This window comes from Escherichia sp. WS33 (genome assembly GCF_046486385.1).
In the GTDB taxonomy this organism is placed as follows: Bacteria; Pseudomonadota; Gammaproteobacteria; order Enterobacterales; family Enterobacteriaceae; genus ECMA0423.
Map to the genome: position 1 here is coordinate 1 of NZ_JBJQLJ010000003.1, position 19,646 is coordinate 19,646.

The window sequence follows — 19,646 nt, forward strand, 5'->3', positions numbered from 1 at the left end:
ACTTTGGGAGAAAGGCAGTCCGCTGCATAAATCTACGCAACAGGTTAGAACCCAAGGCCCGATACGGCATGCGGACTGCAGGCAGAGAAAACTGGCCGATTTTCTCTGCACTGGAGGGATAATACAAGACCCGATTATACTCGGTCAGACTTTTTGCCAGTTGAATGCGCCAGTGGATGAACGCCCGTTGTGGCCAGATACCGGTAAACAACATTGCCAGTAAAGAGCCGAGGATCACATCGCCGCTTCGCCATAACGCCGTATTAATTTCACCTGTCGGGGAACCAACAACAATTGCCAGCGTCACCCCAATCAATAAACCTTGATACGGTTTCTTGCCCAGCGCCAGCCAACCGCAAAGAAACATAGCCGCCGCGCACCAGACTAACATCAGCGGTAACGAGATTAACTCCAGTTGCAGAGCGATAAGACCTAAAATCGACCCCAACACCGTACCGCCAATACGTTCGAATGCGCGAGGGACAACGTTCCCCCAGAACGAGATTGGCCCCATAATCACCACCATGGTGACCAGCGGCCAGGTGCTTTCCGGGATAGTAAACAGGCGGATAATGAGAAAAGTGAGCAGGAATGCCAGCGCGACCCGAGTACCATGCACAATGCGGTAATGGCGGTATACCCGGATTTCAAACGGGCTTAATGACTTATCGGCACGCACGCAGAAACTCCGTAATGAAGATTAAAAGCGCTCATAACTCATCTGTCGGCCAGAAGGCGCGCCTCTGAATTATCCGACGGACAAACCGGGAACAGTGTAATTTCCCGGCAGGAGCGAAAAAATTGAAAGGCGCATCTTACTCTTTTCGCTTTCAAAAAAAGAGTGGTCTTCGCGTCAACACACCGCCCTGAGATGAATTAGTGATGTTTTGGCTGCACCGCAACATACATTTCGATATCCCAGTACCCATCTTCCGCGCCATTGTTCAAGTAAACCTCGAAGCAGGGCTTTGGTAACATTTCATAAGCACTGTCCTGCAAGAGGCTATTAAAGAACTGATACCAGGGTTTAGCAAAATCATCACCGACTACACGAGCCACCGCCACCGCATATTGACCACCTGAAATTTCTGTCAGAATGACGCCCTCACTGTTTTCGGGGAGCGTAAAGTTATTCGGTACCGTCACGACGGTGTCGCAGCGTAATTTTTCGGCGGGTGTTTCATCCGGATTGTCGTAATAGACAGCAACCCACTCCTTCGGCACAATATTTTTGCTATCTACCCACATCATCAACTGCTCAAAACCTTTCTTTACCGTCTGTTCCCACGGGCCAACGAGATGGAAACCTGCAACGGTACGTTTATCTTCCTGCTTAATCTCGTAGTTCATGACGCCTCCATTATTACTGTTTTTATATACAGTATAGTTGCAATATTAAAACCACAAGGAATGAGTGTTGATTATGCGAGCAGACTCGCACTCCTGCCAGTCTGCTGCAAAAGAAAGGTCAGGCCTTATGGTGGAAATAATCACTCAGGCGAGAAAACATGCTGCCTTCCCCGACAGATTCCAGGGTAACCAGCGGCCAGTGCGCCACCTGTTTATCACGGTCGTAAAGTTCAATTTCCCCTACCCGCTGATGGGCGCTAATTGGCGCGGTGAGCTCTTTACCATTAAGGGTATATTTGGCTTTGATATGTGGAATTTCGGCTTTCGGTAGCACCATCCAGAACTCTTGTTCCGTTCCCAGGGCGATATTTTCTTTATCACCATACCAGATGCGTTCCGTACCGACCTTTTTCCTACGGTGCAAAATTTGCACCGTAGTAAAGTTTTGTTGCCCCCAACGCAGTAATTTTTTTGCCTCTTCCTCACGACCTTTTGCGCTGTCAGCACCCATTACCACTGCAATGAGGCGACGCTGCCCGTCTACAGCCGAAGCAATAAGATTAAACCCGGCACCAGAAGTATGGCCCGTTTTCAGGCCGTCAACATTCATGGTCTTATCCCACAATAACCCGTTACGGTTTTGCTGGGTGATACCGTTCCAGGTGAGGCTTTTCTCACTGTACATATGATAAAACTCGGGCTCGCCGTGGATGATAGCGCGAGAAAGCACGGCTAAATCATAAGCCGAGCTATGCTGGCCAGGTGCATCCAGACCATGCACTGTTTCAAAATGCGTATCCTTGAGATGCAGCTTCTCGGCATAGTTGTTCATCATTTCAACAAACTGCCGTTGCCCACCGGCAATATAGTCAGCCAGAGCAACACACGCGTCATTTCCGGAATCCACAATTAAACCTCGGCTTAAATCACGTACCGATACGCGATCGCCCTCTTTCAAAAACATCAGTGAAGAACCGACAAACACCGGATTATCTTTCGCCCACGCATCACGCCCCACGGTGACAATATCGTCTGGCGTAATGCGATGACTATCGATAGCGCGATCCACGACATAGCCCGTCATCAGCTTTGTCAGGCTGGCGGGATTGCGCTGTTGATGCTCATTACCCGCGGTGAGAATCTGACCGGTGGTGTAATCCATCAATACCCAGGACCCGGCATGAATCTCTGGAGGCTGAGGTGAAAAAGGAATGTTTTCCGCCGCAAAACCAGACGATAAATTAAAAACGAACAAAGAAGCAGCAATAATAAGACGGCGTTTCAACAGCAAACCCTCAGGTGTTTCAAATAGCTGTTCTTTTTACGGAAATACTTATGAACTGGCTGGAATAAAGTGCAAGAAAATGTGACTACTATCTCATTTTTATCTGACATGATCTGTTGTCACTCGCTGCCAAATTGTCGCGCTAAAGCTGATTAGCACGGTGATATTTGATACTCTGGCAGACAGCAGAAATAACGGATTTAACCTAATGATGAATGACGGTAAGCAACAATCTACCTTTTTGTTTCACGATTACGAAACCTTTGGAACGCACCCCGCGTTAGATCGCCCTGCACAGTTCGCAGCCATTCGCACTGATAACGAATTCAATGTCATCGGCGAACCCGAAGTCTTTTACTGCAAGCCCGCGGATGACTATTTACCCCAGCCTGGAGCAGTATTAATTACCGGTATTACCCCGCAGGAAGCACGGGCGAAAGGAGAAAACGAAGCCACGTTTGCCGCCCGTATTCACTCGCTTTTTACCGTACCGAAGACCTGTATTCTGGGCTACAACAATGTGCGTTTCGACGACGAAGTCACACGCAACGTTTTTTATCGTAATTTCTACGATCCTTACGCCTGGAGCTGGCAGCATGATAACTCGCGCTGGGATTTACTGGATGTTATGCGTGCCTGTTATGCCCTGCGCCCGGAAGGAATAAACTGGCCTGAAAATGATGACGGTCTACCGAGCTTTCGCCTTGAGCATTTAACCAAAGCGAATGGTATTGAACATAGCAACGCCCACGATGCGATGGCTGATGTGTACGCCACTATTGCGATGGCGAAACTGGTAAAAACGCGTCAGCCACGCCTGTTTGATTATCTCTTTACCCATCGTAATAAACACAAACTGATGGCGTTGATTGATGTTCCGCAGATGAAACCCCTGGTTCACGTTTCCGGAATGTTTGGGGCATGGCGCGGCAATACCAGCTGGGTGGCACCGCTGGCGTGGCATCCAGAAAATCGCAATGCCGTAATTATGGTGGATTTGGCAGGAGACATTTCGCCATTACTGGAACTGGATAGCGACACATTGCGCGAGCGTTTATATACCGCAAAAACCGATCTTGGCGATAACGCCGCCGTTCCGGTTAAGCTGGTGCATATCAATAAATGTCCGGTGCTGGCCCAGGCGAATACGCTACGCCCGGAAGATGCCGACCGACTGGGAATTAATCGTCAGCATTGCCTCGATAACCTAAAAATTCTGCGTGAAAATCCGCAAGTGCGCGAAAAAGTGGTGGCGATATTCGCGGAAGCCGAACCGTTTACGCCTTCAGATAACGTGGATGCACAGCTTTATAACGGCTTTTTCAGTGACGCCGATCGCGCAGCAATGAAAATTGTGCTGGAAACCGAGCCACGTAATTTACCGGCACTGGATATCACTTTTGTTGATAAACGAATTGAAAAACTGTTGTTCAATTATCGGGCGCGCAACTTCCCGGGGACGCTGGATTATGCCGAGCAGCAACGCTGGCTGGAGCACCGCCGCCAGGTATTCACACCCGAGTTTTTACAAGGCTATGCAGAAGAGATTCAGATGCTGGCGCAGCAGTATGCCGACGATAAAGAAAAAGTGGCGCTGTTAAAAGCGCTTTGGCAGTACGCGGAAGAGATCGTCTAGTTTGAAGCCTCCGCCGCTGATACGGCGGAGGACAATGTTGGGTCAGGCTTTTTGAACGGTGATGCTCCACGCAGCATCGCCAATCTGCTGATAATCGGTGATGGCATGTCCTTCTTCTGCCGCCCATTGTGGGATTGCTTCTGTTGCCTGGGTGCAATCAAACTCAATTACCAACTCATCGCCGCTGGCCATTTCTGCCAGTGCTGCTTTTGCTTCTATGAGTGGAAACGGACAGACCTGCGTCACCACATCCAGCTTTTTAATCGCCATCTTTACACCTTACTTAATTTGCCGCAGCAGTTGCCAGTTGCGCCTTACGCTGCGGTCGAACATACACAAGCCAGGACGCAGTCCAGACTCCGAGAATCATAAATACAAGGCCAATCCAGCCCTGCCAGGTCATCATTGCAGTCATAACCAGTCCATTACCGATAGAGCAACCACCTGCAATACTGGCACCGAAGCCCATCAGTACACCACCTAACCCGCTACGTAATGTTGTTTGTGCATCAGCTGCGCGAACGCGGAACTCACGGCTCGCTTTGGCTGCAATAAATGACCCCACGAAGATCCCTAACACCAGGAAAACGCCCCAGTTAATGTATTTCACGTCACCCGCGACCAGAAATTGCAGAATATTGGCCGTTGGGGAAGTGATTCCTAACCCAAACATGCGTCCGGTTGCTTCACTCAGGGGCCAGGCTAAAAGCGCAATCAAACCGATGAGTACAGCAGTGACAAAGGGATGCCAGCGTTTTTCAAACAGAATATGAGCGATCCCGGTTCGGCGCGGCGGTAAGGTCGCGACTTTGAGTTTTGGCTTCTTCAACTCTTTCATCACCACCCAGAGCGTTATCACCAGCAAAACGGCAACCAACGGCCACACAGACAAATTAAAAGTCTCAGCAATAGAGTTATGTTCAGTACTGTAGTGCTGCAAGGTTTGATTTAAACCACTGGCATGTGGAGAACGCATCACCGCACTCATCACCATATAAGTGAAAAGCGCGATCCAACTGCCGATCAATCCCTCACCCGCGCGATACCAGGTCCCGGTGGCACATCCACCCGCCAGAACAATTCCCAGCCCGAAGATATACCCACCTATAACAGTACCAAGCCACGGGAACGCCCCGGCTTCGTAAGTCAGTAGGCCCGCCTGAATTAACGCAAAAACCCCCACGCTTTGTACCGAAATTGCAATCAGCAAGGCGTAAAACATGCGATTATTTTTCACGATATACATATCGCGAAAACCACCTGTCAGGCAAAAACGCCCACGCTGCATGACAAATCCCAGCAGAGCACCACAAATTAGCCCGCTTAATATCATTGAAAACATAAATTAATTAACCAGATGAATGTTAATAGGGAAATTATTCATGACTGGTGGAATGCAGACCAATAACCAAATTCTCTAAATTAGAACAAATGGTTATTAATGAGGATATCGATAAAAAAGAATAAAAAAACCGGAGCCCAATATTCATTCGACTCCGGTTTATTATTACAAAAGATGATTACGCTACGTCTTCGTACTGCGGAACCGGGTTACGGAAACTCTTGGTGACGCAAGCCAGGTAAATCAGACCGATAGCCGCCCAGATCAGACCCAGAACCATTGAGCTTTCTTCCAGGTTAACCCACAGCGCACCAACGGTCAGCGCACCACACATCGGCAGGAACAGATACTGGAAGTGATCTTTCAGCGTCTTGTTACGCTTCTCACGGATCCAGAACTGCGAGATGACCGACAGGTTAACGAAGGTGAACGCCACCAACGCACCAAAGTTGATCAGCGCTGTAGCCATTACCAGGTCGAAGTTGATTGCCAGCAAGGCAATCGCGCCAACCAGGATGATGTTCATCGCCGGAGTACGCCATTTCGGGTGTACATAACCGAAGAAGCTTTTCGGGAACACGCCGTCACGACCCATTACGTACATCAGACGCGCTACGCCTGCGTGCGCCGCCATACCGGACGCCAGTACGGTAATGGTGGAGAAGATCAGCGCACCAACCTGGAATGCTTTACCTGCAACATACAGCATGATTTCAGGCTGTGACGCATCCGGATCTTTAAAGCGAGAGATATCCGGGAAGTACAGCTGCAGGAAGTAAGTTGCAAAGATGAAGATCATGCCGCCAATCAGCGCGGTCAGGAAAATCGCACGCGGGATCACGCGCTCTGCATCTTTGGTTTCTTCCGACAGGTTGCTGATGCCGTCAAAGCCGGTAAAGGAGAAGCACAGGATTGTCGCCCCGGTAATCATCGGGATAACATGCGCATCGCCAGACCAGAATGGACGAGTGCTCGCCAGCGTACCAGCGCCTTCACCTTCAAATACGCCATAAACAACCATGCCCAGAATCACCGCGATCAGCACCACCTGCAACACGACGATTACAGTGTTGAAGTTCGCTACGGATTTCAGACTACGCAGGTTAAAGGCGGTCATGAAGGCCACCAACGCCACCACAAACATCCACGATGGGATGGAAGGCACCAGAGCTTCAAAATAGATTTTCGCCAGCAGAATGTTGATCATCGGCGCGAACAGATAGTCGAGCAGAGAAGACCAACCCACCATAAAGCCGACAGTCGGGCTAATGGATTTCTGGGCGTAAGTGTATGCAGAGCCAGCAGAAGGATAGCGGCGAACCAGCTTCCCGTAGCTCAGAGCCGTAAACAGGATCGCAATCAATGCGAACGCATAGGCTGTCGGCACATGACCATCCGTGAGGCCTGAAACGATACCAAAAGTATCAAACAGCGTCATCGGCTGCATATAGGCAAGACCCATCATTACAACCGGAACTAACGTAAGCGTTTTACGCAATTCCACGCGAGAGGTGTTTGGAGTAACGTTATGCGACATGGTCATTCTCCTTTACGGTGATAACCGTCGCGTAAGCAAAAAATTGCCCCATTTTTTTGGATTCCTCAGCGACAACAACTGTCGATTTTTAGTAAATATCTATCCGGTACGAAGCCCGGCCTCTTGGTATGAATGATTGGTTTGAAGCAAAAAATAACCGACGCTGATGAAACGTCGGTTTTTAGTCATTTTTTGACAGCGGCGCATTGTGCCTAAATGGGGGGGAAATGACAAGAGAATGAGAGGCTTGTCATAATAATTTTTCTTTAAATGGCTGATTTTCCGTCATCAGATTTTGCATAAACACCGGCGATCGCACTATTTGCTAAAATTTCATCCCGCCACCAGCCGCTGGCAAGCCCTGCGGTCTGTTCGTTCCAGCCAATCCAGACGGGTTCAAAGAGAGTTTGGGCGACCACTTTCTTCTCGATTAACGCGCCACTATCGAGAAAACGTTGCGCCAGATAACGGGGTAAATAGCCACAGCCGAGGCCGCTAATTTGCAGCTCCAGCTTGGTTTTAAAATCGAAAACGGTAATGGCTTCTTGTTCGTCGAGAAGTTGTGAGGCCGTCGAAGCGCCTGCCTGCGCGGTATCCCCCACCACAATCGCCCGATATCGCTTAATAATACGACGATTTAACGGCTCTTCTTCCATGGCTAACGGATGATGAGGCGCGACCGCAAAGACTTGTTCCAGATCGCCCAACCGCGAGAAACCAAACTCACTGGAAGATGGTGGCTCATGCATCGCGCCAACAATAATATCCGCTCGCCCCTGAGTCAGGGCATCCCAGGAACCACCGAGTACGCCATTGATAAACTTCAGGCGCGTCACGCTATGATGTTGATAAAAAGCTTCAATCAGTGGCGCAAGCAGAGAAAAAGGAAACGTGTCGTCCACGCCAATCACCAGCTCGTTTTCCCAGCCTTCATGCAGTTTGATCGCCTGCTTTTCCAGTTCCCGCACGGTATGCAGAACTTCCCGCCCTTTCTCTAATAACATTTTTCCGGTGCGGGTGAATTTAGCGCGGTGTCCGCTACGATCAAGCAATTGAATATTAAGGTCGCTTTCCAGCTTGTGAACGGTGTAACTCAGAGCGGACGGCGTCTTGTAGAGTTTGGCCGACGCCGCCGCAAAACTGCCTTCTTTTTCTAAGGCATCGAGGATCATCAACACATCCAGCAGTGGTTTCATACACGCCCCCTTGCAGTGTATGCGGCGTCCTGCTGGCGTGATCGTTTACTCCAGCGGCATTACCAGCGGATCGGGATACTGGTATTCAAACCCCAGTTCATTACAAATCCGACTGCCATCAATAATCTTACCTTTGCCGCTGTCCAGACTATTTCTGAACTGCGGAGGTTCCAGCCCCAGTAAACGGGCCATCTGCGGATAGAAAACATTACGCGCAGGGTGAGCTGGCGCACATATATTATAGATGTGTCCGCCTTTAGGTGCCTGTAACAACAGAGTGATAGCGCCAATAACATCTTCTAAATGGACTAAATTAACACCATGTTCACCATCAGGCGCGGTTTTTCCGGCAAAGAAGCGTCCGGGATGACGTCCCGGTCCGACCAGCCCCGCAAGACGCAGAATATCGACCGAAGTACCGGGTAAATTGTGCAGCCAGTCTTCGAGTTCTTCTAATACTCGTCCACTGTTGGTTACCGGATTACGCGGGGTGGTTTCTTTCACCGTGCCTTGCGCGTCGCCATAGACAGACGTTGAGCTGGTAAAAATAATTCGGGGAATACGATGGGCCAGCGCGCTATCCACTAACTCTTGTACCGCTTGTAAATAGAACTCATCGCCGGGGCCGCTACGACGTGCCGGAAGCGTAATGACCAGCGCGTCGGCATCCATCAGGGCATCCAGATCGTCAGAATCGCAAACTAACTCAGGCTCCATGCGAAGCAGATAGCTATCAATGCCACTCATTCGGGCCGCTTCGACACCATCTTGTGTGGTTTTACTCCCGGTGACTTGCCAGCCTCGCGCTGAAAGTGACATCGCCAGCGGCATGCCTAACCACCCTAACCCGACAATTGCGACCTTTTTCATCCGTTATCTCCTGATACACCTTAGATCTATAAGGCTACGCTAGCGTATCAAAACTGACAATTCATTCTATGAATGAATCTGTTCAATAATGATAACGACATGCTGCAATGAGCAGTGAATCGTCGGTAACCGCGTATACCAGACGGTGCTCCTCTGTAATGCGTCGGGACCAGAAACCTGACAAATTATGTTTCAGGGGTTCTGGCTTCCCCTTACCTTCAAATGGCGTTCTGCGGGTATCTTTGATAAGTTCATTGATCTTTTTAACAATTCGCTTATCTGTTTCCTGCCAGTACAGATAATCATCCCATGATTCCTCAGACCAGATTAGTTTCACTCAATAATGTCCTTTTCTGTTCCTTTGCCTGATTTCAGGCTATCGATTGAGTCCATCAATCTCCGGGCGTTAGCGGGGGAACGCAGTAGATAAGCCGTCTCTTCCAGCGAGTTGTATTCTTCGAGTGACATCAGAACACAAGCCTCTCCATTCTGACGAGTAATAAGGATCGGGGCATGATCTTCAACGGCTTTCATCATTGTTGCCGACAAATTCTGACGCGCTTCGCTGTAGCTAATTGTACGCATGTCAATCTCCTCTTTTGTACAGTTCATTGTACAATGATGGGCGTTAATTAACTATTTATTAATTAGTTTGTAGATCAAGGTATTGTCAGTGAGACGAAAATCCAGGCTTCGCTATTTTTGGTGCCGTCAGCTTAGAGGACAGTCCTCTTAGCCCCCTCCTTTCCCCGCTCATTCATTAAACAAATCCATCGCCATAAAATATATAAAAAAGCCCTTGCTTTCTAACGTGAAAGTGGTTTAGGTTAAAAGACATCAGTTGAATAAACATTCACAGAGACTTTTATGACACGCGTTCAATTTAAACACCACCATCATCACCATCATCCTGACTAGTCTTTCAGGCGATGTGTGCTGGAAGACATTCAGATCTTCCAGTGGTGCATGAACGCATGAGAAAGCCCCCGGAAGATCACCTTCCGGGGGCTTTTTTATTGCGCGGTTGATAACGGTTCAGACAGGTTTAAAGAGGAATAAGAAAATGACAGACAACACTCGTTTACGCATAGCTATGCAGAAATCCGGCCGTTTAAGTGATGACTCACGCGAATTGCTGGCGCGCTGTGGCATTAAAATCAATCTTCACACCCAGCGCCTGATCGCGATGGCAGAAAACATGCCGATTGATATTCTGCGCGTGCGTGACGACGACATTCCCGGTCTGGTAATGGACGGCGTGGTTGACCTCGGGATTATCGGCGAAAACGTGCTGGAAGAAGAGCTGCTTAACCGCCGCGCCCAGGGTGAAGATCCACGCTACTTTACCCTGCGTCGTCTGGATTTCGGCGGCTGCCGACTTTCACTGGCAACGCCGGTTGATGAAGCCTGGGATGGCCCGCTCTCCTTAAACGGTAAACGTATCGCCACCTCTTATCCTCACCTGCTCAAGCGTTATCTCGACCAGAAAGGTATCTCTTTTAAATCCTGCTTACTGAACGGTTCTGTTGAAGTCGCCCCGCGTGCCGGACTGGCGGATGCGATTTGCGATCTGGTTTCCACCGGTGCCACGCTGGAAGCTAACGGCCTGCGCGAAGTCGAAGTTATCTATCGCTCGAAAGCCTGCCTGATACAACGCGATGGCGAAATGGAAGAATCCAAACAGCAACTGATCGACAAACTGCTGACCCGTATTCAGGGTGTGATCCAGGCGCGCGAATCAAAATACATCATGATGCACGCACCGACCGAACGTCTGGATGAAGTCATCGCCCTGCTGCCAGGTGCCGAACGCCCAACTATTCTGCCGCTGGCGGGTGACCAACAACGCGTAGCGATGCACATGGTCAGCAGCGAAACCCTGTTCTGGGAAACCATGGAAAAACTGAAAGCGCTGGGTGCCAGTTCAATCCTGGTCCTGCCGATTGAGAAGATGATGGAGTGATCGCCATGAGCTTTAACACAATCATTGACTGGAATAGCTGTACTGCGGAGCAACAACGCCAGCTGTTAATGCGCCCGGCGATTTCCGCCTCTGAAAGCATTACCCGCACTGTTAACGATATTCTCGATAACGTGAAAGCACGCGGCGATGAGGCCCTGCGGGAATACAGCGCGAAGTTTGATAAAACCACGGTTACCGCACTGAAGGTGTCTGCTGAGGAAATTGCCGCCGCCAGCGGACGCCTGAGCGACGAGCTAAAACAGGCGATGGCGGTGGCAGTAAAGAATATTGAAACCTTCCACACTGCGCAAAAACTACCGCCGGTAGATGTTGAAACTCAGCCAGGCGTACGTTGCCAGCAGGTCACGCGCCCAGTCGCTTCAGTTGGGTTGTATATTCCTGGCGGCTCCGCCCCGCTCTTCTCAACGGTATTAATGCTGGCAACTCCGGCGCGTATTGCGGGCTGTAAAAAAGTGGTGCTGTGCTCACCGCCGCCGATTGCCGATGAGATCCTTTATGCGGCGCAGCTGTGCGGTGTACAGGACGTGTTTAACGTCGGCGGCGCACAGGCCATTGCCGCACTGGCGTTTGGTACTGAATCTGTGCCGAAAGTGGACAAAATCTTCGGGCCGGGTAACGCCTTTGTCACCGAAGCGAAACGTCAGGTGAGCCAGCGTCTGGACGGTGCGGCGATCGATATGCCCGCAGGCCCGTCGGAAGTGCTGGTGATTGCTGACAGCGGCGCTACGCCAGATTTCGTGGCTTCTGATTTGCTTTCTCAGGCTGAACACGGCCCGGACTCACAGGTGATTTTACTGACGCCCGCTGCTGATATGGCGCGTCGCGTTGCCGAGGCCGTCGAACGCCAGTTGGCAGAACTGCCGCGTGCCGAAACCGCCCGCCAGGCACTGAACGCCAGCCGCCTAATCGTGACCAACGATTTAGCACAGTGCGTAGAGATCTCCAACCAGTACGGCCCGGAGCACCTGATCATTCAGACCCGCAACGCCCGCGAACTGGTCGATGGCATTACCAGTGCCGGTTCGGTATTTCTTGGTGACTGGTCACCGGAATCGGCAGGTGATTACGCCTCCGGCACCAACCACGTTCTACCGACTTACGGCTACACCGCCACCTGTTCCAGCCTCGGACTGGCGGATTTCCAGAAGCGGATGACCGTGCAGGAACTGTCGAAAGTAGGTTTCTCCGCGCTGGCTTCGACCATTGAAACACTGGCCGCCGCCGAGCGCCTGACCGCCCACAAAAATGCCGTTACTTTGCGTGTTAACGCCCTTAAGGAGCAAGCATGAGCACCGTGACTATTACCGATTTAGCGCGTGAAAACGTCCGCAACCTGACGCCGTATCAGTCGGCGCGTCGTCTGGGCGGTAATGGCGACGTCTGGCTGAACGCCAACGAATATCCCACAGCCGTGGAGTTTCAGCTTACTCAGCAAACGCTCAACCGCTACCCGGAATGCCAGCCGAAAGCGGTGATTGAAAATTACGCGCAATATGCAGGCGTAAAACCGGAACAGGTGCTGGTCAGCCGTGGCGCGGACGAAGGTATTGAACTACTGATTCGCGCTTTTTGCGAACCGGGTAAAGACGCCATCCTCTACTGCCCGCCAACGTACGGCATGTACAGCGTCAGCGCTGAAACCATTGGCGTCGAGTGCCGCACTGTGCCGACGCTGGAAAACTGGCAACTGGACTTACAGGGCATTTCCGACAAGCTGGACGGCGTAAAAGTGGTCTATGTTTGCAGCCCCAACAACCCGACCGGGCAACTGATCAACCCGCAGGATTTTCGCACTCTGCTGGAGTTAACGCGCGGTAAGGCGATTGTGGTTGCCGATGAAGCCTATATCGAGTTTTGCCCACAGGCATCGCTGGCTGGCTGGCTGGCGGAATATCCGCACCTGGCTATTTTGCGCACACTGTCGAAAGCTTTTGCTCTGGCGGGGCTTCGTTGCGGATTTACGCTGGCAAACGAAGAAGTCATCAACCTGCTGATGAAAGTGATCGCCCCCTACCCGCTCTCGACGCCGGTTGCCGACATTGCGGCCCAGGCGTTAAGCCCGCAGGGGATCGTCGCCATGCGCGAACGGGTAGCGCAAATTATTGCAGAACGCGAATACCTGATTGCCGCACTGAAAGAGATCCCCATCGTGGAGCAGGTTTTCGACTCCGAAACCAACTACATTCTGGCACGCTTTAAAGCCTCCAGCGCAGTGTTTAAATCTTTGTGGGATCAGGGCATTATCTTACGTGATCAGAATAAACAACCCTCTTTAAGCGGCTGCCTACGAATTACCGTCGGAACCCGTGAAGAAAGCCAGCGCGTCATTGACGCCTTACGTGCGGAGCAAGTTTGATGAGTCAGAAGTATCTTTTTATCGATCGCGATGGAACCCTGATTAGCGAACCGCCGAGTGATTTTCAGGTGGACCGTTTTGACAAACTCGCCTTTGAACCGGGCGTGATCCCGCAGCTGCTGAAGCTGCAAAAAGCGGGCTACAAGCTGGTGATGATCACCAATCAGGATGGTCTGGGAACACAAAGTTTCCCGCAGGTGGATTTCGATGGCCCGCACAACCTGATGATGCAGATCTTCACCTCGCAAGGCGTGCAGTTTGATGAAGTGCTGATTTGTCCGCACCTGCCCGCCGATGAGTGCGACTGCCGTAAGCCGAAAGTAAAACTGGTGGAGCGTTATCTGGCTGAGCAAGCGATGGATCGTGCCAATAGTTATGTGATTGGCGATCGCGCGACCGATATTCAGCTGGCGGAAAACATGGGCATTAATGGTTTACGCTACGACCGCGAAACCCTGAACTGGCCAATGATTGGCGAGCAGCTCACTAAACGAGACCGTTACGCCCATGTAGTGCGCAACACCAAAGAGACGCAAATTGACGTCCAGGTGTGGCTGGATCGCGAAGGTGGCAGCAAGATTAACACCGGCGTTGGCTTCTTTGATCATATGCTGGATCAGATCGCCACCCACGGCGGTTTCCGTATGGAAATCAACGTCAAAGGCGACCTCTATATCGACGATCACCACACCGTCGAAGATACCGGCCTGGCGCTGGGCGAAGCGTTAAAAATCGCCCTTGGCGACAAACGCGGTATTTGCCGCTTTGGTTTTGTACTGCCGATGGACGAATGCCTTGCCCGCTGCGCGCTGGATATCTCTGGTCGCCCGCACCTGGAATATAAAGCTGAATTTACCTACCAGCGCGTGGGCGATCTCAGCACCGAGATGATCGAGCACTTCTTCCGTTCGCTCTCTTACACCATGGGCGTAACGCTACACCTGAAAACCAAAGGTAAAAACGATCATCACCGTGTAGAGAGCCTGTTCAAAGCCTTTGGTCGCACCCTGTGCCAGGCCATCCGCGTGGAAGGCGACACCCTGCCCTCGTCAAAAGGAGTGCTGTAATGAACGTGGTGATCCTTGATACCGGCTGCGCCAATCTGAACTCGGTGAAGTCTGCCATTGCGCGCCACGGTTATGACCCCAAAGTCAGCCGTGACCCGGACGTGGTGTTGCTGGCCGATAAACTGTTTTTACCCGGCGTTGGCACCGCACAAGCAGCGATGGATCAGGTGCGTGAGCGCGAGCTGTTTGATCTCATCAAAGCCTGTACCCAACCGGTGCTGGGCATCTGCTTAGGGATGCAACTGCTGGGGCGGCGCAGCGAAGAGAGCAACGGCGTCGATTTACTGGGCATCATCGACGAAGACGTGCCGAAAATGACCGACTTTGGTCTGCCGCTGCCGCATATGGGCTGGAACCGCGTTTACCCGCAGGCAGGCAACCGCCTGTTTCAGGGGATTGAAGACGGCGCATACTTTTACTTTGTTCACAGTTACGCAATGCCGGTCAATCCGTGGACCATTGCCCAGTGTAATTACGGCGAACCGTTCACCGCGGCGGTACAAAAAGATAACTTCTACGGCGTGCAGTTCCACCCGGAGCGTTCTGGTGCCGCTGGCGCTAAGTTGCTGAAAAACTTCCTGGAGATGTGATGATTATTCCGGCATTAGATTTAATCGACGGCACCGTGGTGCGTCTCCATCAGGGCGATTACGGCAAACAGCGCGATTACGGTAACGACCCGCTGCCGCGCTTACAGGATTACGCCGCGCAGGGTGCCGAAGTGCTGCATCTGGTGGATCTGACCGGGGCAAAAGATCCGGCTAAACGTCAAATCCCGCTGATTAAAACCCTGGTGGCGGGCGTTAACGTACCGGTGCAGGTTGGCGGCGGCGTGCGTAGCGAAGAAGATGTGGCGGCGTTACTGGAAGCGGGCGTTGCGCGCGTGGTGGTCGGCTCCACCGCGGTGAAATCACCAGAAATGGTGAAAGGCTGGTTTGAACGCTTCGGTGCCGATGCCTTAGTGCTGGCGCTGGATGTCCGTATTGACGAGCAAGGCAACAAGCAGGTGGCAGTCAGCGGCTGGCAAGAGAACTCGGGCGTTTCACTGGAACAACTGGTGGAAACCTATCTGCCCGTCGGCCTGAAACATGTGCTGTGTACCGATATCTCGCGTGACGGCACGCTGGCAGGTTCTAACGTCTCTTTATATGAAGAAGTGTGTGCCAGATATCCGCAGGTGGCATTTCAGTCATCCGGCGGCATTGGCGACATTAACGATGTTGCTGCCCTGCGTGGTACTGGCGTTCGCGGCGTAATAGTTGGTCGTGCATTACTGGAAGGTAAATTCACCGTGAAGGAGGCCATCGCATGCTGGCAAAACGCATAATCCCATGTCTCGACGTTCGTGATGGTCAGGTGGTGAAAGGCGTACAGTTTCGCAACCATGAAATCATTGGCGATATCGTGCCGCTGGCAAAACGCTACGCTGAAGAAGGTGCAGACGAACTGGTGTTCTACGATATCACCGCTTCCAGCGATGGCCGTGTGGTAGATAAAAGCTGGGTATCTCGCGTGGCGGAAGTGATCGACATTCCGTTCTGTGTGGCGGGTGGGATTAAATCGCTGGATGACGCCGCCAAAATTCTTTCCTTTGGCGCGGATAAAATTTCCATCAACTCCCCTGCGCTGGCGGACCCGACGTTAATTACTCGCCTGGCGGATCGCTTTGGCGTGCAGTGTATTGTGGTCGGTATTGATACCTGGTACGACGGCGAAACCGGTAAATATCATGTGAATCAATATACCGGCGACGAAAGCCGCACCCGCGTCACTCAGTGGGAAACGCTCGACTGGGTACAGGAAGTGCAAAAACGCGGTGCCGGAGAAATCGTCCTCAACATGATGAATCAGGACGGCGTGCGTAACGGTTACGACCTCGAACAACTGAAAAAAGTGCGTGAAGTTTGCCACGTCCCGCTAATTGCCTCCGGTGGCGCGGGCACCATGGAACACTTCCTCGAAGCTTTCCGCGATGCCGACGTTGACGGTGCGCTGGCAGCTTCCGTATTCCACAAACAAATAATCAATATTGGTGAATTAAAAGCGTACCTGGCAACACAGGGCGTGGAGATCAGGATATGTTAACAGAACAACAACGCCGCGAACTGGACTGGGAAAAAACCGACGGACTTATGCCGGTGATTGTGCAACACGCGGTATCCGGCGAAGTGTTAATGCTGGGCTATATGAACCCGGAAGCCTTAGACAAAACCATCGAAAGCGGCAAAGTCACTTTCTTCTCGCGCACTAAACAGCGACTGTGGACCAAAGGCGAAACGTCGGGCAATTTCCTCAACGTAGTAAATATTGCGCCGGACTGCGACAACGACACGCTACTGGTACTGGCGAATCCTATCGGACCAACCTGCCATAAAGGCACCAGCAGCTGCTTCGGCGAAACTGCTCACCAGTGGCTGTTTCTGTATCAACTGGAACAACTGCTCGCCGAACGCAAATCAGCCGACCCGGAAACCTCCTACACCGCCAAACTGTATGCCAGCGGCACCAAACGCATTGCGCAGAAAGTGGGTGAAGAAGGGGTGGAAACCGCACTGGCAGCGACAGTACATGACCGCTTTGAACTGACCAACGAGGCATCTGATTTGATGTATCACCTGCTGGTGTTGTTGCAGGATCAAGGGCTGGATCTCGGAGAAGTGATTGATAATCTGAAGAATCGGCATTAACGCGTTGGCCCCCGCAGCAACGGCGGGGGTAGCATCTCTCAGGATTTGCTTTCCAGCAATGTAGTGTAGAGATTGACATAGGCGTCAATCATATGGTCGGCAGTAAACATCTCTTCAAAACGACGACGCGAGTTTTCGCCATAGCGGTTGGAGGTTTCCTCGTTATTCCAGAGCTCATTCATCGCCTCCACCAGCGCCTGGCTATCATTCGGCGGAATCACGCAACCACTCACTTTGTCCTGGTTAATGAAAGAGGTACCTGTACCAATCTCACAAGAGATCAGTGGCCTTGCGAAGCGTGCGCCTTCCAATAACGTAATACCAAACGCCTCAGAGCGCAGATGCGAGGGGAATACCACGCCCCGGCAGAGCTGGAAGAGAATGTACTTATCTTCGTCGTTGAGCATGCCGGTAAACATCACATTGCTCAGCCCGCGCTGCTGCGCTTCACGCCGCACTTCCGATTCCAGCGGCCCGCCCCCTACAACCACCACTGGCAGTCGGCTACGCTCAGCGGCATCCATCAGAATATGCAGCCCTTTGTAGTAGCGGAAAGTGCCGACGAAGAGAAAGAACTTATCGCCGACAGTTTCCCGCCAGTGCGCGACCCTCTGCGGATCGTGCTGCACGTCCTGCTGTTCCAGACCAAACGGGATCACCACCGTTTTATCCAGATATTTTTTCAGGGTCTGGCTGGAAGCCACATAATTGGGCGACGAGGCAACGATGCAATCTACGCCGCTGAGAAATCGCTCCTGCAGCGGCTGGTACAGCTTCATTAACCGTTTTTGTTTCACTATATCAGAGTGATAGGTCACCACAGTCCTGGCGTCAGGCCGCGCCGAAAGATGCAGCATATCCATAAAGGGAAACGGAAAATGGTAGTTGATGATATCGTAGTCATCTTTAATCAGCTTAAAACGCTTTAACGCTTTCAGCGAAAACGGCGTGGAGGCAATTTCAAAAAGCTGTTTATTATAAATGACCCGATGATCTTCGTAAGCGACAGGACCTGTATCTTTGTCCGGGCTAAAAGTGAAAACATCGGCTGCGATTCCCCGGCGGGCGCAGCCCTGACTTAGCTGATAAATTACCTGCTCAATACCGCCGTAGGTATCGGGATAGTAAGTCTTATAGACGTGTAGAACTCTCAACTGACACCCTTAGAGTAATTTATAGGCGTTAATGGTCTGTGTCGCACAGTTCTCCCACGAAAACTGTTTCGCCTGAGCAAGACCGCGCGCGGTGGCGATTTCCCGCCAGCTATCATCTTGCAGGCTCTGCAAAATTTGCGCGCTAATCGCGTCTATATCATTAGGATCGGCAACGAGGCCGGCATCGCCAACAACCTCAGGCAAAGAGGTGACATTGGAGCATACTACCGGCACACCGCAAGACATCGCTTCAAGAATAGGTAAACCGAATCCCTCGTAGAAGGAGGGATAAACAAAGACTCTGGCCGCTGCGTACAGATACGGCAGGTCTTCATCCGGAACATATCCGAGGTAACGGATCCAGCCTTCCCGAGTACCGAGCTCGACTAACTGCCACAGCACATCGTCTTCCCAGCCGCGATAGCCGCTAAGGATTAGCGGATAGCGCATGCGGATCTCCATCGGTAGCAGCTGATAGGCATGCAGCAGGCCTCGGATATTTTTACGTGGCTCCATAGTGCCGATATATAGCGCGTAGGCCTGCCACGCCAGCTGATATTTCTGCAGTACCGGCAGACACTCTGCCGGGCTGCGTGGGATATAGTCACTGCTGCAGGCTAGCTTGGTGGTTACGATCCGCTCCTCCGGATAGTTGAACAAGCGGATAATTTCACTGCGCGAGAAATCAGAAACGGTCAGGATCAGCTTTGCCGAATCCAGACTCTCATGCAGGGACTTCTCCATATAGCGAACCCGATCTTTTGGATGATATTCCGGGCAGGTAAAAATGGATATGTCATGAAACGTGGTCACGGCGCGTTCCAGTTTATGCGGCAGATAAAAATTGGGGCCATGGTAGATATAATCCTTATAGTCGCGCAATGCCCACGCCTGGCGCCGCGGATGCAGCAAGCGATAAGCCTCAATCAACAGCGTCTGTCGGCGTAGAAACGCCGACAGACGACCATGATTGCTGGCTTTGGTATCGCTTTTATTCTCCACCAAAGGGATCTGTTCTATAAACGACGCACCGTGAAATAGCTTTAATTCTTCAATTTCGCGGGCGACCGCCAGCCGCTTAACCAGCTCCAGGGAATACCGACCGATGCCCGTTAATGGGTATTTAATTGGCTCAGTAGCAAAAATAATTTTCATAATAAATGACACATTATCTAACCCCTC

The 19,646-nt window shown here is 51.5% G+C and carries 23 protein-coding genes and 1 other annotated feature; of the genes, 10 read left to right on the forward strand and 13 right to left on the reverse strand.

The window, feature by feature from the left end; translation table 11 throughout:
* The 3 genes from ACJHXA_RS03495 to dacD all read right to left on the reverse strand — a co-directional run.
* The coding region (locus ACJHXA_RS03495; RefSeq protein ID WP_001200903.1) for an FUSC family protein at positions 1 to 679 on the reverse strand (679 nt) is incomplete at its 3' end.
* A gap of 197 nt (positions 680 to 876) precedes the next feature.
* Positions 877 to 1,350: a DNA gyrase inhibitor SbmC gene (gene sbmC, locus ACJHXA_RS03500; RefSeq protein ID WP_001105393.1), complete on the reverse strand. Its 474-nt coding sequence runs from the start codon at positions 1,348 to 1,350 to the stop codon at positions 877 to 879.
* A gap of 118 nt (positions 1,351 to 1,468) precedes the next feature.
* On the reverse strand, positions 1,469 to 2,635 hold the full coding sequence (gene dacD / locus ACJHXA_RS03505) for a serine-type D-Ala-D-Ala carboxypeptidase DacD (RefSeq protein ID WP_001320295.1): 1,167 nt from the start codon (positions 2,633 to 2,635) through the stop codon (positions 1,469 to 1,471).
* Between the two features lie 208 nt (positions 2,636 to 2,843).
* On the opposite strand from dacD, the gene sbcB reads away from it, so the two are divergent.
* Complete coding sequence (sbcB, locus tag ACJHXA_RS03510; protein ID WP_000980570.1) at positions 2,844 to 4,271, forward strand: exodeoxyribonuclease I; 1,428 nt, start codon at positions 2,844 to 2,846, stop codon at positions 4,269 to 4,271.
* Positions 4,272 to 4,313: 42 nt separating this feature from the next.
* Here sbcB and tsuB read toward each other — a convergent pair whose 3' ends face one another.
* From tsuB to yefM, 8 genes are all read right to left on the reverse strand, one after another.
* Positions 4,314 to 4,541 (reverse strand): thiosulfate utilization sulfurtransferase TsuB/YeeD, encoded by a 228-nt coding sequence (gene tsuB / locus ACJHXA_RS03515; protein WP_000985273.1) that lies wholly within the window; start codon positions 4,539 to 4,541, stop codon positions 4,314 to 4,316.
* A 13-nt stretch (positions 4,542 to 4,554) separates the two neighbouring features.
* Entirely contained in the window at positions 4,555 to 5,613 is a 1,059-nt protein-coding gene (gene tsuA, locus ACJHXA_RS03520; RefSeq protein WP_034169328.1) for a thiosulfate utilization transporter TsuA/YeeE, read from the reverse strand.
* Between the two features lie 178 nt (positions 5,614 to 5,791).
* The gene (gene plaP, locus ACJHXA_RS03525; protein ID WP_000019197.1) at positions 5,792 to 7,150 is read right to left on the reverse strand and encodes a putrescine/proton symporter PlaP; all 1,359 of its coding nucleotides are present in this window, start codon (positions 7,148 to 7,150) and stop codon (positions 5,792 to 5,794) included.
* Positions 7,140 to 7,202 (reverse strand): membrane protein YoeI, encoded by a 63-nt coding sequence (yoeI, locus tag ACJHXA_RS03530; RefSeq protein ID WP_010723108.1) that lies wholly within the window; start codon positions 7,200 to 7,202, stop codon positions 7,140 to 7,142. The genes plaP and yoeI overlap by 11 nt, the downstream gene beginning before the upstream one ends.
* Before the next feature lie 214 nt (positions 7,203 to 7,416).
* Positions 7,417 to 8,346, reverse strand: a complete 930-nt coding sequence (locus tag ACJHXA_RS03535; RefSeq protein WP_000803360.1) for a LysR substrate-binding domain-containing protein — start codon at positions 8,344 to 8,346, stop codon at positions 7,417 to 7,419.
* A 45-nt stretch (positions 8,347 to 8,391) separates the two neighbouring features.
* Positions 8,392 to 9,216: an SDR family oxidoreductase gene (locus ACJHXA_RS03540; protein WP_000754737.1), complete on the reverse strand. Its 825-nt coding sequence runs from the start codon at positions 9,214 to 9,216 to the stop codon at positions 8,392 to 8,394.
* Positions 9,217 to 9,298: 82 nt separating this feature from the next.
* Positions 9,299 to 9,553, reverse strand: coding sequence for a type II toxin-antitoxin system mRNA interferase toxin YoeB (gene yoeB, locus ACJHXA_RS03545; RefSeq protein ID WP_000767829.1), 255 nt, complete (start codon positions 9,551 to 9,553; stop codon positions 9,299 to 9,301).
* Positions 9,550 to 9,801, reverse strand: coding sequence for a YoeB-YefM toxin-antitoxin system antitoxin YefM (gene yefM, locus ACJHXA_RS03550; RefSeq protein ID WP_001259255.1), 252 nt, complete (start codon positions 9,799 to 9,801; stop codon positions 9,550 to 9,552). The genes yoeB and yefM overlap by 4 nt, the downstream gene beginning before the upstream one ends.
* A 282-nt stretch (positions 9,802 to 10,083) precedes the next feature.
* Between yefM and hisL the strand changes: the two genes are divergently transcribed.
* The 9 genes from hisL to hisIE all read left to right on the forward strand — a co-directional run bounded on the left by hisL (position 10,084) and on the right by hisIE (position 17,310).
* Positions 10,084 to 10,134, forward strand: coding sequence for a his operon leader peptide (hisL, locus tag ACJHXA_RS03555; RefSeq protein ID WP_001364200.1), 51 nt, complete (start codon positions 10,084 to 10,086; stop codon positions 10,132 to 10,134).
* Positions 10,110 to 10,233: a sequence feature (His leader region), on the forward strand. It overlaps the preceding gene by 25 nt.
* Before the next feature lie 46 nt (positions 10,234 to 10,279).
* On the forward strand, positions 10,280 to 11,179 hold the full coding sequence (gene hisG, locus ACJHXA_RS03560) for an ATP phosphoribosyltransferase (protein WP_000131782.1): 900 nt from the start codon (positions 10,280 to 10,282) through the stop codon (positions 11,177 to 11,179).
* 5 nt (positions 11,180 to 11,184) lie between these two features.
* Positions 11,185 to 12,489, forward strand: coding sequence for a histidinol dehydrogenase (hisD, locus tag ACJHXA_RS03565; protein ID WP_001572810.1), 1,305 nt, complete (start codon positions 11,185 to 11,187; stop codon positions 12,487 to 12,489).
* Entirely contained in the window at positions 12,486 to 13,556 is a 1,071-nt protein-coding gene (gene hisC / locus ACJHXA_RS03570) for a histidinol-phosphate transaminase (RefSeq protein ID WP_032248775.1), read from the forward strand. The genes hisD and hisC overlap by 4 nt, the downstream gene beginning before the upstream one ends.
* On the forward strand, positions 13,556 to 14,623 hold the full coding sequence (gene hisB / locus ACJHXA_RS03575; RefSeq protein ID WP_032248774.1) for a bifunctional histidinol-phosphatase/imidazoleglycerol-phosphate dehydratase HisB: 1,068 nt from the start codon (positions 13,556 to 13,558) through the stop codon (positions 14,621 to 14,623). Before hisC ends, hisB begins: the two co-directional genes overlap by 1 nt.
* The gene (gene hisH / locus ACJHXA_RS03580) at positions 14,623 to 15,213 is read left to right on the forward strand and encodes an imidazole glycerol phosphate synthase subunit HisH (protein WP_032248772.1); all 591 of its coding nucleotides are present in this window, start codon (positions 14,623 to 14,625) and stop codon (positions 15,211 to 15,213) included. Before hisB ends, hisH begins: the two co-directional genes overlap by 1 nt.
* Complete coding sequence (hisA, locus tag ACJHXA_RS03585) at positions 15,213 to 15,950, forward strand: 1-(5-phosphoribosyl)-5-[(5-phosphoribosylamino)methylideneamino]imidazole-4-carboxamide isomerase (protein ID WP_000586449.1); 738 nt, start codon at positions 15,213 to 15,215, stop codon at positions 15,948 to 15,950. Before hisH ends, hisA begins: the two co-directional genes overlap by 1 nt.
* Positions 15,932 to 16,708 (forward strand): imidazole glycerol phosphate synthase subunit HisF, encoded by a 777-nt coding sequence (gene hisF / locus ACJHXA_RS03590; RefSeq protein WP_000880161.1) that lies wholly within the window; start codon positions 15,932 to 15,934, stop codon positions 16,706 to 16,708. The genes hisA and hisF overlap by 19 nt, the downstream gene beginning before the upstream one ends.
* Entirely contained in the window at positions 16,702 to 17,310 is a 609-nt protein-coding gene (hisIE, locus tag ACJHXA_RS03595; RefSeq protein WP_000954878.1) for a bifunctional phosphoribosyl-AMP cyclohydrolase/phosphoribosyl-ATP diphosphatase HisIE, read from the forward strand. The genes hisF and hisIE overlap by 7 nt, the downstream gene beginning before the upstream one ends.
* 38 nt (positions 17,311 to 17,348) lie before the next feature.
* Here hisIE and wbdC read toward each other — a convergent pair whose 3' ends face one another.
* Together wbdC and ACJHXA_RS03605 are read right to left on the reverse strand one after the other, a co-directional pair.
* The gene (gene wbdC / locus ACJHXA_RS03600; RefSeq protein WP_001264404.1) at positions 17,349 to 18,464 is read right to left on the reverse strand and encodes an N-acetyl-alpha-D-glucosaminyl-diphospho-ditrans,octacis-undecaprenol 3-alpha-mannosyltransferase WbdC; all 1,116 of its coding nucleotides are present in this window, start codon (positions 18,462 to 18,464) and stop codon (positions 17,349 to 17,351) included.
* Positions 18,465 to 18,473: 9 nt separating this feature from the next.
* A complete protein-coding gene (locus tag ACJHXA_RS03605; protein ID WP_000691215.1) occupies positions 18,474 to 19,619 on the reverse strand; it encodes a glycosyltransferase family 4 protein in 1,146 nt (381 codons plus the stop codon).
* Positions 19,620 to 19,646: the final 27 nt, after the last annotated feature.

Coding starts and splice junctions, on each gene's coding strand:
- tsuA (WP_034169328.1), bottom strand. CDS start 5,613: ATGTTTTCAATGATATTAAGCGGGCTAATTTGTGGTGCTCTGCTGGGA.
- hisH (WP_032248772.1), top strand. CDS start 14,623: ATGAACGTGGTGATCCTTGATACCGGCTGCGCCAATCTGAACTCGGTG.
- hisA (WP_000586449.1), top strand. CDS start 15,213: ATGATTATTCCGGCATTAGATTTAATCGACGGCACCGTGGTGCGTCTC.
- hisC (WP_032248775.1), top strand. CDS start 12,486: ATGAGCACCGTGACTATTACCGATTTAGCGCGTGAAAACGTCCGCAAC.
- hisG (WP_000131782.1), top strand. CDS start 10,280: ATGACAGACAACACTCGTTTACGCATAGCTATGCAGAAATCCGGCCGT.
- hisF (WP_000880161.1), top strand. CDS start 15,932: ATGCTGGCAAAACGCATAATCCCATGTCTCGACGTTCGTGATGGTCAG.
- sbmC (WP_001105393.1), bottom strand. CDS start 1,350: ATGAACTACGAGATTAAGCAGGAAGATAAACGTACCGTTGCAGGTTTC.
- yefM (WP_001259255.1), bottom strand. CDS start 9,801: ATGCGTACAATTAGCTACAGCGAAGCGCGTCAGAATTTGTCGGCAACA.
- ACJHXA_RS03605 (WP_000691215.1), bottom strand. CDS start 19,619: ATGAAAATTATTTTTGCTACTGAGCCAATTAAATACCCATTAACGGGC.
- hisD (WP_001572810.1), top strand. CDS start 11,185: ATGAGCTTTAACACAATCATTGACTGGAATAGCTGTACTGCGGAGCAA.
- plaP (WP_000019197.1), bottom strand. CDS start 7,150: ATGTCGCATAACGTTACTCCAAACACCTCTCGCGTGGAATTGCGTAAA.
- sbcB (WP_000980570.1), top strand. CDS start 2,844: ATGATGAATGACGGTAAGCAACAATCTACCTTTTTGTTTCACGATTAC.
- hisIE (WP_000954878.1), top strand. CDS start 16,702: ATGTTAACAGAACAACAACGCCGCGAACTGGACTGGGAAAAAACCGAC.
- tsuB (WP_000985273.1), bottom strand. CDS start 4,541: ATGGCGATTAAAAAGCTGGATGTGGTGACGCAGGTCTGTCCGTTTCCA.
- hisB (WP_032248774.1), top strand. CDS start 13,556: ATGAGTCAGAAGTATCTTTTTATCGATCGCGATGGAACCCTGATTAGC.
- ACJHXA_RS03540 (WP_000754737.1), bottom strand. CDS start 9,216: ATGAAAAAGGTCGCAATTGTCGGGTTAGGGTGGTTAGGCATGCCGCTG.
- ACJHXA_RS03535 (WP_000803360.1), bottom strand. CDS start 8,346: ATGAAACCACTGCTGGATGTGTTGATGATCCTCGATGCCTTAGAAAAA.